This window comes from Paenibacillus azoreducens, assembly GCF_021654775.1.
Taxonomy (GTDB): Bacteria; Bacillota; Bacilli; order Paenibacillales; family Paenibacillaceae; genus Paenibacillus_AQ; species Paenibacillus_AQ azoreducens.
Genome location: NZ_AP025343.1, coordinates 4,815,123 through 4,827,632, shown reverse-complemented (window position 1 = coordinate 4,827,632; position 12,510 = coordinate 4,815,123). Strand labels below are relative to the sequence as shown.

The window sequence follows — 12,510 nt, the reverse complement described above, 5'->3', positions numbered from 1 at the left end:
TCATATGTATAAAGCGATTATTTTTGACCTTGATAATACACTTTTAAACTACTCGTTAAGCGAACTGGATTCTATGAAAAGAACTCTCCGGGATCATCAATTATTCATAAATGAAGATGAGAATTGGGGCAAGTTCTGGGATGCATATACGGCAATTAACTTCAGATATTGGATAGATTTCGTGAATAAGCAGGGGCCGAATCAATCCATTGAGGAGGTTCTGAGCAGTTCCTTCCGGGACACGTTACATCTTAGTCCAGCCCAGAATGAATCGCTTTCCAATACCTATTGGAATTATTTTTGCAATACATGTTATTTTGAAGACGGAGCGGAGGAACTGCTTCATTCCTTGAACGCTAGTTACAAGCTGGGAGTTATTTCAAACGGAGTCAGCGTAGCGCAGCGGAAGAGATTGACTGCCGGTAATATCTATGACATGTTCGAATCGATCGTTGTTTCGGATGAAGCGGGAATCAGAAAGCCGAGAAAAGAGATTTTCGATCTATCGCTAAATGAACTCGGCTTATCCAATCATGAGGTGCTGTTTGTTGGCGACTCGATAACTGATGATTATCAAGGGGCCAAGAATGCAGGGATCGATTTTTGTTTCTATAACAGAAATGTTTTAACGCTAACGGAGGAACATCAGCCCAAATATGTGGTAAGCCAATTACATGAGCTATTGGAGGTTATTTAAATGCAAACTCAAGCTGAAAGGGGAATTTTTCTGATTACTGGAGTGATGGCATCCGGCAAATCCACGGTCGCGCAGCTGCTTGCTTAAAAATTTGCAAAAGGCGTGCATGTACGCGGGGATATGTTCAGAAAAATGATTGTGAGCGGAAGAGAGGAAGTGTTCCCAAATGCCGGGGAAGAAGCGCTCAGGCAGCTGCGCCTGCAATACCGATTGACCGCAGCGACGGCAGATGCGTACTTTGAGGCCGGGTTCAATGTGGTGCTGCAGGACGTTATCCTCGGCCCGATGCTTCAGGAAATGGCAGAGTTGATACGAAACCGTCCTTTATATGTTATCGTGCTGACGCCAAATCAGGAGGAAATCGCCAAAAGGGAGGCATCCCGGCCGAAAAAAGGTTATGGATTATGGTCAATTGGCGAACTGGATCGCCAACTGCGCGATGAAACGCCAAAAATGGGGATGTGGCTTGACTCATCGAGTCTGTCGCCCGAAGAAACGGCGGAAGAAATTTGGCAGCGCGTTTGGACTGAAGCGAGGATATGAACGAATGCCGATTTCCGGTCAATGCGGCCGGGGAGCGGCTTTTTTTGCTTGCGGAAAAGTAAGCACGAACAGTTGAAATATAAGTGAAGACTATGTGGAAGAAAGCTCTTTCCGGTTTGTTAACATGGGATATTTTACTAGATTTGAGATTGAGAAATGGAAAATGTTACATTAGGAGTAGGGATTATCCGGCTAAATGAAAAGTCCATTTTATTTGTAAAGGAGATTATTTTTATATGATTAATCAGCAAATATTGGATCAAGTCATCAAGTTATTAGGCGATCCTTCTGCGGATGCCAAGTTATTGGGAGGGTACTTCAACAATGTTTATGAGATCTATGTTTCAGGCACTCCGATCATTGCCAAGCTTTTTAAGCGTGAGGATGATCCCGAAGAACTTGTGTTATCCGAGATCGAGTGGGTTCAATTCCTGCATGAACATGGATTAAATGTAAGCGCTCCACTGCTGGTTGAAGGATCGTATATCAACAGCTTGCCGGAAGGCATGTTTTTTGTGGCCTACCCTAAAGTGGCGGGCAGCCATGTCGATATCCGCAACGAGAACGTGTGGAATAACCAATTGTTTTACGACTGGGGAAAAAGCATGGGGAAAATGCACTCGCTCTCCAGGCAATATAACCCAAGACATAACCGTCCGAAGTGGCATGAACATAAGCTTTACCATATGAACATGGATCAGTTTGACTTCGGGATTCAGAGGAAATGGAACCATTATTTGAATGAAATGAAGGCGATGGAGCAGACAAAAGATTCCTTTGGAATTATTCATGGCGATTTGCATCATCATAATTTGTTTTACGACGAGGGGAAGTTGACGTTTATTGATTTTGGGGATAGCGAGTGGAATTGGTTTGCTTACGACATCGCCATCGTTATCTATCATGCTTCTTTGCCGGTTAGGGATTCGTCCGAGCGTGCTCAATTTGCGGCCCGGTTCTATGAGTCGTTTATGGATGGCTACGTGACGGAAAATGTGGCGGACTCCATTATTAATCAAATCGATTATTTTATTAATTTCAGGCATTTATACTCCTGTGTGTATCATAATCAATATTTAGATAAGGAAAATTTAACCGAAGCCCAGCATCAATATTTGGAAAATATGAAAAACTCCTTGCTGGAGCAGGATTCGTTTTTAGGCATATCTTTAGCCGCTGAAAAGACAGTTTAGATGGCGGGGATATGCTTTTGGTCCATCAATATATAAGCTTAATTATATGTAAAAATGGAAAGTCAACTCGATTTGTGATACGGGAATGGAGAGTGCTACATTAGTAGAAGGGGTTCCTAAGTTTCAATTTTCCCGGACCCGTATCTCGCAAATAAGGTGGTATATTGATGCCAAATGCAAAAGCGCCAAAGCTGGATTTGACTGCAGCCGAGAAAACAGCCCTAAGGAAGCGCAAAATAAAAATCAGTGAGATTATCCATCATTCCGTCGATCAACTGTGTTCGCTGCTCGGCATTTCCGTTCAGCGGGCCAAAGAACTAAAGGCGCAGGCTGAATTTCAGAGCATCCCCTCGATTGGACCAAAGTTTGCGCAGGATCTCATGCAGTTGGGCTATTTTTCGTTGGATGATTTGATCGGGAAAGACGGGGCGATTCTAATGGAAGAATTAGAACAATTGCATGGAATCCGCATAGACCCTTGCGTTGAAGACCAATTCCGGTTGGTCGTGCATTATGCCAGTTACCGCGACAGCAATAAACAGTGGTGGGATTTTACCGAAGAACGGAAAAAGCACAGAGAACAAAAGGCGCTTGAAAGAAAAGGATGAAGAGACATTGCCTGAGAGGAGGCATCATTCAGTGAAATCTCCGGGAGGCTCAATATTCCCATATTATTACAAAGGAGGTGAAATACACTGCTTAAAGTATGGAAGCAAATATAAAAATGAAGCCAAGCTCATGGAACTAATGAAACAAGAAGAAGATTTTATGATCCAAATGAATAAAAAACTAAAGATTTGGGTTGATTTTTACAAAACGTCGATCACTGAGAATATACTGGATGAACTCATCCGTCAAATCCGGGATCTGGATCGATACATCGACAAATTATCCGTGGTTGGATTATCGGGATTTAACATTTGGAGACTAAAAAGAAAGCTCAAAAAATCAGGCATACATAAAAATATCACATATTACGCAGATCCCGAAGAGGCAAAAACATGGCTTGTTCATGATTCATGACAATGAAACGCGAAAGGAATATAGCAAGTAATTTCAACAAGCCAGGTCTACGTTATGAAACAGGAGTGTATTAATGAATCAAAATACTGAAAAACTTGTGCAGCTGTTGAGATCGAACCGGCGAATGGATGGCAGCATCCTTGCGGCTTATTGCCGCGTGACATCGAAATACGGAGATAACGATGATGCCGCGGCATTGTTTCGCGTTTTTGCGGAGCAGCCTTCGGATTACCGGCGTACGATGCTGCTTGATCCGATCATGAGATGCGGCGATCTGGCACTGGCAGAGGAAATCGGTTATTTTTGCTTTGAGCATGGGATGCTTAAAGAAGATATGCCAAGTGAGCTTTTGCATGTGCTAGGTTACATGGGTTACGAAAAATATACCGGCTATATGGTGGATTGCATTGGCGCAAACGACTATGATCTATCGCAAAACGCCTGCCTTGGCCTGCTGCATCTCCCATGTGAATCCTATCAAGAGCAGTTGGAAAAAGAGTTGGAAAAGGTATATGGGCAGGCGCTTTTTCCTGAATTTTTGCCGGCGCTGGGTTTTAAGTTTGCAGATGAGCGGATCATTCCCCGTTTGCTTGCATGGGGCGAGCAGGCATCCACGGATTGCAATGCGGGGCTGGTATTCGGCATCTCGATGTTTGGCGAGGCACAAAAAGATCAGGTCAAACGCATATTAATGAATCCGCATTGGGAAATGTACAGCACGGGGACGGGAAGCCATTGGTGGGGGTATATGTCCATGCAAACGGTCGGACTGACATTCGGTGAACTCGTCGCGGATTTCAAGGGTCGGTCTGAGAATGCCGGGATGGATAAACAGACAATGGAATACGAATTGGAAGTTTTGCATGATTTGCTGGAATTAAAGTTGGCAGGCGATCCGCATCCCGCGAGATTTTCTCCGCTCAATCCAGAGTCGGTCACCGATCTTTACCAGAAGGTATTTCAGTGGAGCAGCGAGCATAAGGATGATTCAGTTCCGGGCAGGATTAGCTCTTGTTTGGGATACAACCATCCGCTTCTGGATAAGTTCATGCATCTAAGATTTAAAATGGAGCTGGGCATGAGGCAGGAGTTGGAGCTGCAAGCCTTGACCAAGCATGGTTGAATAAAAACGGGACAAGAGACTGTTTCAAGGCTGCTCGGTCCCGTTTCTTTTTTGGTCGGCCGATTTTGCTTTTGATCATGTGGACGTATTCCGACTTGTCTACAGCCAAGCGATGGTAACACGCAATCCAGCGAGGATCAGGGAGACAACGCCAAATATGATTTGACCTTTAAGGAATCCGATAAAATGAAAAAGAACATCTTTATATCCTTTGGCTCCATGAGTACCCGGGATGATAATAAAGCGCGGCGTAATCAGGCAAAAAATGACCCAGTCGAGAACCACCAGATCAGACAGGCTTACCATCGTGAATACAACATAGAAGTGTCCAAACGCTGCCCGGAACGGAATCTGCTCTCCATCAAACATCAAGGACAGAATGAATGGAACGAGAGCAAAAGCAAAGATGACAGCTCCAATCAATTTAAACTGTTTTTGCTCCTTTGGGGTCTGCACAGCTGCTAGGTTTTGAATATCCTTGGGATAATCCTGCAGCCAAATTCGCGGATTGTATGCTAGCGAGACAAGTACGATGAATAAAAAGACGGCAGATAATATGAAGCCTTCAAACATCATCCGTGAAACATCCAACAATGCAATGTCACCTCCGGTAATATCGTTTTTGCACAAAGGTTACATTCAGTATATTTCAAAAGTTTTTACTCAACAACAAATATTTGACTCGGTGCAAAAATATTCCCCTTATATTGAATCAATAGATTTTCTAGATCAATCCAATTCATGTTAAAAGTTTGCCACGATTGTTCTAGAATTTGGTATATAATTAAAACAAGTTTTAAAAGGGGCCAAGGTCCGTTGAATAGGTATATGAATGATGACAGATATGCCGAAGATCAGCCTAAAATACAGCGTATGGACAAAGGTGAGGTTAAATACTGCCCTTATTGCGGTAAATAAATATTGGATCAATCTTATAGTTTTTGCGCCAAATGCGGAAACGAAATCAAACGTTAAAGAAAGTGGTGTATGCATAATGCTGCAAGAATCCGAGACTATCATCTTCAAAAAAGCCGCCAATTTATTTAGAGGTTTAGAAGCAGTCGGGGGATGGGTAACCTTGACAGATCAACGATTGATCTTTGAACCTCACCGCATCAATATTCAGACAGAACCGCTGGTACTGACTTATAAAGAAATGATCGGGATCGAGAAAAGAAATACGTTAAACCTGGTGCCGAACGGAATTAAAATCACGACAGAATCAGGGGGGGAATACAAGTTTGTTATATGGAAACGGACAGCTTTTATTAAATACGTCAATGAAAGAATCCGTGAATCCCAGCAGCAATATCTGTGAAAGCCTGATTGAAGCGAGGTTTGAAAAATGGCAATGCCAACGCATATTGTAGCGGCAGGCGGAATCGTGGAAGATGGGCAGGGGAATATTTTATTGGTGCAGACAATCCATGGCGGATGGGTATTTCCCGGTGGGCAGGTGGAAACGGGAGAAAACCTAATGGATGCGCTCGCCAGGGAGATAAAGGAGGAAAGCGGGATTGAGACTGAGGTTTCTATCTTGATTGGCGTGTACTCCAACACGGGAACTAATAAATGGCATGATAGAGTGACAGATATACCTACAAAGGTTATGTTGGATTATATATGCAGACCTGTGGGCGGAGAACTGGGCACATCGGATGAAACGTCGGAAAGCCGCTGGGTTCCAAGGGACAAAGTGTTGGAGATGATCACTTCGCCTGCGATTCGGACCCGGTATCAAGCATATCTGGATCTTGACGGTCATGTTCATTATATGGAATACGTTACGAAACCCGAGTTAGAAATCAAACGGAAGCGAACGACTTGAATTATTCGTGAACGATAAATTAAGGCATTCTTGGCATGCAAAAGACCGCCATTGTAAAGCTTCATAGGTATCTGTTATATTAAACTTATCGATTCTCATTTCATTTTTGGAGGATACTCTTTCATGCTAGGCATTACAAGCATGCAGTGCATCCAATTCATGCACAGCATCTCATTCACTCGTTTAAGAAAATAAGAGGTACAGAAACTTATAGACCTGTCATTATTTTGATAATGGCATAGGTTTATTTGTGCTGTACCTTTTTCATTTCTTATTACGAATGAACGAGGTGCTTTTTTATGTCCAAAAATGTTCCAAAACGTCATGAAAAGTCCAAGGTATCGACCAACTTTTCATCACAGCATTTGTTAATCAATGATCGTATAGTCCAGGATTTGATTGATCTGGCGAAAATCAATTCAACGGACACTGTATTGGATATCGGGGCGGGGACCGGAGCCATCACCTTCCCGCTGGCAGAGATAGCCGCGAGCGTACTGGCTATTGAGAATGATCCCGGATTTGTCCGTAAGCTTGCGAGTAAGATACAAGATAAAACGAATATCCGAATCCATCAGATGGATGTTTTGCAGCTGAATTTGCCGCGGAAGCCGTTCTCGGTGGTGGCCAACATTCCGTACTCGATTACCACGCCGATCCTCGGAAAGCTGTTAGACGTACCAACCGTGCACCTGCAGCGAGCAGCACTCATCGTTGAGAAAGGGGCGGCCAAACGCTTTACCGCAGTTCCGATCACGAACCCGCGCATTCTCGCATGGAGAATGTGGTTTGATTTTAAGCTCGTCCGATCGGTATCGTCAAGCCATTTCTCACCGCCGCCCCGCGTGGAATCAGCAATTTTAACGGTTAGCAGAAAGAAGAAACCTGCGGTTCCTCCGCATCATCATATCAGGTTTAAGGCGCTGGCTGCGAATGGACTCCGATTGCCGCAGTTACCCTTGGTTGCAGCCCTGGTAGAAGTCTTCACGCCTCCGCAAATCGCTAAGTTGGCGAGGATGTTCGGAATCGATCGGAATCAGCCAATCGGTCATCTTACGGAAGAGCAGTGGGGCCAGCTCTTTCTTGCCATGCTTCAGCACGTTGAATCCTACCGGTGGCCGAAGATACCGAAGAACTTTAGAACGCATAAGAAGAAGCGGTAAAGGATCAGCGACTTTTGATCAGAGAAAAGATAAATAATTGATTTTGTAGTAGATCCAAAGCAACTTCATAGCTGCCCTGTAAAGGGCGGTTATTTTTTATATCAAATTATAGTTTTCAGGTGCTATTGTGAAAGTGGATTTTCCCATGGTTACAAATAGGAATTAGGAGGTGATTACCACAGCACCATAATTCACCCATAAGACTATTCTAAATCCTAGTCATAGTAAGCTTGAAAGGAAAATTTTTTTAAATTGTTTTTGTCCTATATTAAAAGCAAGTCGATAGCATAATATAAAAGATGAACATCATCCGGTGTCTGTAATTTTGCATTGGTTAACGTTGTATGCTAAACGGATAAGGGGAGACTATGAAGAATGCATTCGTAGGAGATATTCACGGCAGAATATTTCATATCTTAGGGTTTTAGACTGTTTGCGAACCAGAATAGGCTATCAGTTTGACGCTATTATCCAAGTTGGAGTACTAGGCGCATACCCGAATCCTGATGAAAAAATGTAGAACTCGAAATTCGTGTTAGTGGATCAAACAGAAGAGGATTTAAGCATGTTTATGCATGCGGATGATACAATTTTATAAGAAGTCGATAGGAAAATTCAGGAGGTGAGGGTAATGCAGCAAGTTCCAAAACAGAAAGGCAACTATGGTATTGATGCTCCGATCGTTGTCCGTAACCTGTCGCTGATGGGAATCGGATTTCTAATGATTGGCGTGGCTGCCTTTTTTGTGTTCCCGGCACGGCTGCAGTGGCTGGGAATAACGATGGGTGTCGTATTTTTGCTTACCTGTTTGATTGGGACGGTTGAAGCGCTGTATATGGTATGGAGCAGCAAAGTGGGAAAGTTTCGCGAACGGGAGCGGCTGCTTGATCTCGTTGCTCCCCGCGGGGATGAGAAAGTGCTCGATGTCGGCTGCGGCAGGGGGCTCGTGTTGAATGCGGCGGCCCGCAGACTGACGACAGGTAAAGCTGTCGGCGTTGATATCTGGAACAAACAGGATCAGTCCGGAAATGACCCCGAAGTGACAAGGGCAAACGCCCGCATTGAAGGGGTGGCGGATCGGGTGGAGATCATTAGCGGCGATGCGCGAAATATGCCGTTTACGGACAACGATTTTGATGTGGTGGTCTCCAGCTTGGCGATTCATAACATTAAAAATTCGGTTGATCGCTCCCGGGCTTTAGGGGAAATCATGCGCGTGCTTAAACCCGGCGGGAGGTTCGCCATTCTTGATTTTCAGCATGTGGGGGAATATGCGGAAGTGTTTGTAAAGCTTGGCGCTCTTGATGTAAGGGTTGTCGGTCCGCATTGGCTGATCTTTCCCCCGGTCCGTATCGTAACGGGAAGCAAGCCCGGGGAGCGGGAAGGCTAGTGATACATGCGCGGTTTGCTGAAGCTGTTTTTACATCAGGATTTTGCAAAATTCTCACAGAACTGAAATAGACATTAAACGATCCGTTTCGGTTCGTCTTTATTATTTGAAGGGAGTGATGTGGTATGGAAAATATTCAGACAATGGTGGTTGCAGTAAGGAAGGTTATGTTTTAGGCACGGAGGAACGGCATATTTCCTCCGTGAATCCAAATTCAGGAGGAATGATCGATGGAAATTTCACTAAAGCCGGTGTCTGATGAGAACTGGTATGATTGCGCTCAGCTCAAAGTTAAACAAGAACAACTGAACGTGTTCCCGTTTCCCGTTGTGTTCTGGATCGCCGAATCGAAGTATGTGGAAGAGTTGGAATTGCGCGGCGTGTATTGGAATGACGATTTGGTCGGATTTATCGTTTTTTGTACGAAACCGGATGAGAACGGCAACTTCTGGATTCCTGCCTTAATGATTGACGAAAAGCACCAAGGCAAAGGTTTCGGAAAGGCTGGCTTGAAAAAAATGATTGAAGAAATGCGTATGATGCAGTGTAAAAAAATCATGATTGGACATAGGCCGAACAACGAAGTTGCCGGTGAACTGTATGAATCATTAGGATTCAAAAAAGTCAGCGATGAACTCGTGGATGGAGAAATCATACGTCTACTTGAAATCCCGTAATTTTCGATCTTGCGATCGGTTTTTACCTGCACATAAAAAGGACATATAGCGGCAAACCCCGGATGGTTCGAAAGGTGAATCCTCCGGGGTTTTTTAGATTTGGAAAACTATTTGACGGATAAGACTTGTCCGCCGGTCATATTGACGAGTTCATCCGGCGTTAATTCAAATACGGCTTTTGGATGCCCTGCTGCGGCCCAGATCGTGTCGAATTGCAAAAGGTCTTCGTCGATCAAGGTCCTGATCGGGTCAAGATGGCCTATCGGCGCAACTCCGCCAATAACAAATCCCGTACGTTCGCGCACGAAGTCCGCATCGGCCTTGCCGAGCTTTTCATGCAGTGTGTTGGCGAGATGTTTTTCATTGACGCGGTTGACGCCGCTGGTAACGACGAGCAGTGCCTTATCCGAAGGCTGGAGGCGGAAAATAATCGATTTGGCGATTTGCGCAACTTCGCAGCCGATTGCAGCCGCGGCCTCCTGGGCCGTGCGTGTGCTTTCAGGCAATTCCACCACTTGATGGGTATAACCCAATTCCGACAGTTTATCTTGTATGCGTTGTGCGCTTTCTTTTAACGGATTCACAGCATGATTCCCTCCTTGGTTTCATTCACGGCGAAAAAAATCAGGTTTCTGCATAATACATAATGACCTGGATGGTTGTGTCCTCATCCGACGGATTCATGTAACGGTGCTGCACATTGCCGGCAAAACGGACGGCGCTTCCCTCCTGCAAGTTGTATACCTCATCGCCAACCTGAAGCTTGAAAATACCCGAAGTGACGGTAATATACTCCTGGACGCCGTCATTATGCGGGGATGATATATAATTGCCTCCCGGATTCAGCACGATGGTAAACAGCTCCATGCGGGTGTGCGGATCAAACGGAAAGAGCATGTACACGCTGCATCTGCCGTCGTCTTCCGTGACATCAGGGATGTCTTTGCGTACTGAGATGGAGACGGATGCCTGGTCATCCTTCAGCAGCGAAGAAAAAGAAATTTGCAGTCCGGTGGCAATTTTCCATAACGTCGTGACCGTAGGCTGCGTATTCCCCCGCTCGATTTGATGAAGCATGCCTTTGCTGACGCCCGTCAGCTCCGCCATTTTATCCAGACTGAGGTTTCTTTGCTTTCGAATCCGTCCCAAATTATTTCCGATCCGGATATGGATGGAGTCCATCGAAAAGGTTCATCTCCTTTATGTCTGTATGTTATATTATACATTTATTATATTATAAAATACATTCAAGTCAATTTGATTTAGAGGAGATGACTCGATAACTCATACCGGGGTTCTAGTTTGATGTATAACCCGAACGGAAGAGCCAATGACTCGGATGCTAGTAACTAACTGTACCTTCTGGGGTTGCTGAATCAGTTAACAAAACTGAGAGACGTGGTCGAAACACTCGACTGCAGTCGCTCAATCGGCTAACGAAACTGAGAAGCGTTATAGCCACAAAAACGGGGCCAAAAAAAATCTAACGAAACACAGGATCGTTATTCAGGCGAAAAATGGCTTCAACACCTTCTTTTTTAGCCAAATAACGATTCGTAGTTTCGTTAAAATTTTTAACAGCCTAATTTTTCTCAAATAGCGATTCGTAGTTTCGTTAGAATCGAGCAGCCTTCGCAGTTTCGTTGGATCACCAACATGGTTGAATGCTCCGCCTTACCGGCGGCTCATAACGCTATACCAACGCTTATACCCGCTATAACGGCTATACCGGCCAGCTCATACCAGCCATAGTGTAACGGCCTGCTCATACTGTTATACCGACCGCACATACCAGCCATACCGTTACTGTCTGCTCATATTGTATATATCGACCGCTCATACCGCCTCACCGGCTTTCTTTACCTCAGATTTGTTTTTGAACACTAGTGCTTTCAAATTATCCAGGTTGATGACGATAATTCCGATGATAATCGTGATTCCGCCGAATACCGATACAACCGAAACTTGCTCCCCGTACAAAACAGCGCCAAGACAAAGGGCAATAAGCGGCGAGATATAAAGCCAGGTGGATGGAAACACCGGGTTGGTTTTGGCGATCAGCCAGTAGAAAATGGTATGTCCCGTCATGGAACCGACAATGATTAAATATAAAAGCGACATAGCCGCGTTTGGCGCCAGCAGATTCTCTAAGCGAGTATTTTCCGTAAATAGGGATAAAGCGAGCAGCAGTACGCCACCATACATCATTTGGGCCGCATTCAAGGCGATGGGAGATGTATCTTGAAACCGCTGCACGACACGGCGCGAATATACGGTACCGGCGGAATAAAAAACTTGGCCCAATAAAACCGCGATGCACCCAAGCATCCATAACTTGCTGAAGCTGACGGTAAGGCCGGGCAAAAGCAGCAAAACGACGCCGGCAGAACCTATAAGACAACCTGCCAAAGAACTGAGCGACAGCCGCTGCCGGGCAATCGCGGTTTGAAGCAGCAGAATCATGAGAGGCGCCGTCGCCGATAAAATAGCCGCAATCCCGGAGCTCAAATACTGCTCGGCCCAATAAAGCGGCGCAAACACGCCGAAAGTTAGTCCTATTCCCGTCAAAAACATCTCCTTGCGAAGCAATAGGGAGAATTTTGCTTTTCTTTTGGCAACCATCCATAACAATAAAATGCCCCCTGCAGCCAGAAAGCGGATGCCGGCCGAGAATAAAGGCGGCGTTCCCGCGTCGATCCCCACTTTAATAGCCAAAAAGGTCGTCCCGAACACCAGGCACATCAGTAAATAATTCACAAATATCATGTCTACTCCTCCTTGTATGATTAAGATGATAGAATTAAAAGTTTTCAGCGAAGCTGAACATTTCTATCATCGCGAGAAAACATCTGCTAAGAGCGGTCTGTCTTCCA

General features: G+C 44.9%; 14 protein-coding genes and 1 pseudogene. 11 read left to right on the top strand and 4 right to left on the bottom strand.

The annotated features are described in order from the left end of the window. Positions 1-4 precede the first annotated feature (4 nt). The 6 genes and pseudogenes from L6442_RS21235 to L6442_RS21210 all read left to right on the top strand — a co-directional run bounded on the left by L6442_RS21235 (position 5) and on the right by L6442_RS21210 (position 4,579). Positions 5-697: an HAD family hydrolase gene (locus tag L6442_RS21235; protein ID WP_212980169.1), complete on the top strand. Its 693-nt coding sequence runs from the start codon at positions 5-7 to the stop codon at positions 695-697. Next, positions 698-1,240: pseudogene (locus L6442_RS21230) on the top strand (AAA family ATPase). Between the two features lie 236 nt (positions 1,241-1,476). Next, positions 1,477-2,433 carry a phosphotransferase enzyme family protein gene (locus tag L6442_RS21225; RefSeq protein ID WP_212980168.1) on the top strand — a complete coding sequence of 319 codons (957 nt, stop codon included), beginning with the start codon at positions 1,477-1,479 and terminating at the stop codon, positions 2,431-2,433. Positions 2,434-2,600: 167 nt separating this feature from the next. Next, positions 2,601-3,041: a helix-hairpin-helix domain-containing protein gene (locus L6442_RS21220; RefSeq protein WP_212980167.1), complete on the top strand. Its 441-nt coding sequence runs from the start codon at positions 2,601-2,603 to the stop codon at positions 3,039-3,041. A gap of 31 nt (positions 3,042-3,072) precedes the next feature. After that, positions 3,073-3,456 carry a hypothetical protein gene (locus L6442_RS21215; RefSeq protein ID WP_212980166.1) on the top strand — a complete coding sequence of 128 codons (384 nt, stop codon included), beginning with the start codon at positions 3,073-3,075 and terminating at the stop codon, positions 3,454-3,456. 73 nt (positions 3,457-3,529) lie between these two features. Further along, positions 3,530-4,579 (top strand): hypothetical protein, encoded by a 1,050-nt coding sequence (locus tag L6442_RS21210; protein WP_212980165.1) that lies wholly within the window; start codon positions 3,530-3,532, stop codon positions 4,577-4,579. 99 nt (positions 4,580-4,678) lie between these two features. Here L6442_RS21210 and L6442_RS21205 read toward each other — a convergent pair whose 3' ends face one another. Then, positions 4,679-5,173 carry a nitroreductase gene (locus tag L6442_RS21205; RefSeq protein ID WP_212980164.1) on the bottom strand — a complete coding sequence of 165 codons (495 nt, stop codon included), beginning with the start codon at positions 5,171-5,173 and terminating at the stop codon, positions 4,679-4,681. Between the two features lie 238 nt (positions 5,174-5,411). Here L6442_RS21205 and L6442_RS21200 point away from each other — a divergent pair, with 238 nt between their 5' ends. The 5 genes from L6442_RS21200 (at position 5,412) to L6442_RS21180 (ending at position 9,637) form a co-directional block, all read left to right on the top strand. Further along, entirely contained in the window at positions 5,412-5,897 is a 486-nt protein-coding gene (locus L6442_RS21200; RefSeq protein ID WP_212980163.1) for a GRAM domain-containing protein, read from the top strand. Positions 5,898-5,924: 27 nt separating this feature from the next. Then, positions 5,925-6,407, top strand: coding sequence for an NUDIX hydrolase (locus L6442_RS21195; RefSeq protein ID WP_212980162.1), 483 nt, complete (start codon positions 5,925-5,927; stop codon positions 6,405-6,407). Positions 6,408-6,706: 299 nt separating this feature from the next. Further along, complete coding sequence (gene erm / locus L6442_RS21190) at positions 6,707-7,570, top strand: 23S ribosomal RNA methyltransferase Erm (protein WP_212980161.1); 864 nt, start codon at positions 6,707-6,709, stop codon at positions 7,568-7,570. A gap of 631 nt (positions 7,571-8,201) precedes the next feature. After that, complete coding sequence (locus L6442_RS21185) at positions 8,202-8,960, top strand: class I SAM-dependent methyltransferase (RefSeq protein WP_212980160.1); 759 nt, start codon at positions 8,202-8,204, stop codon at positions 8,958-8,960. 230 nt (positions 8,961-9,190) lie between these two features. Beyond that, the gene (locus L6442_RS21180; RefSeq protein ID WP_212980159.1) at positions 9,191-9,637 is read left to right on the top strand and encodes a GNAT family N-acetyltransferase; all 447 of its coding nucleotides are present in this window, start codon (positions 9,191-9,193) and stop codon (positions 9,635-9,637) included. Positions 9,638-9,744: 107 nt separating this feature from the next. Here the strand turns inward: L6442_RS21180 and L6442_RS21175 are convergent, their stop codons facing one another. The 3 genes from L6442_RS21175 to L6442_RS21165 all read right to left on the bottom strand — a co-directional run bounded on the left by L6442_RS21175 (position 9,745) and on the right by L6442_RS21165 (position 12,403). Then, positions 9,745-10,221 carry a YbaK/EbsC family protein gene (locus tag L6442_RS21175; RefSeq protein WP_212980158.1) on the bottom strand — a complete coding sequence of 159 codons (477 nt, stop codon included), beginning with the start codon at positions 10,219-10,221 and terminating at the stop codon, positions 9,745-9,747. 40 nt (positions 10,222-10,261) lie between these two features. Next, the gene (locus L6442_RS21170) at positions 10,262-10,819 is read right to left on the bottom strand and encodes a helix-turn-helix domain-containing protein (RefSeq protein ID WP_194230372.1); all 558 of its coding nucleotides are present in this window, start codon (positions 10,817-10,819) and stop codon (positions 10,262-10,264) included. A gap of 654 nt (positions 10,820-11,473) precedes the next feature. Then, positions 11,474-12,403 carry a DMT family transporter gene (locus tag L6442_RS21165; protein ID WP_212980157.1) on the bottom strand — a complete coding sequence of 310 codons (930 nt, stop codon included), beginning with the start codon at positions 12,401-12,403 and terminating at the stop codon, positions 11,474-11,476. Between the last annotated feature and the right edge of the window lie 107 nt (positions 12,404-12,510).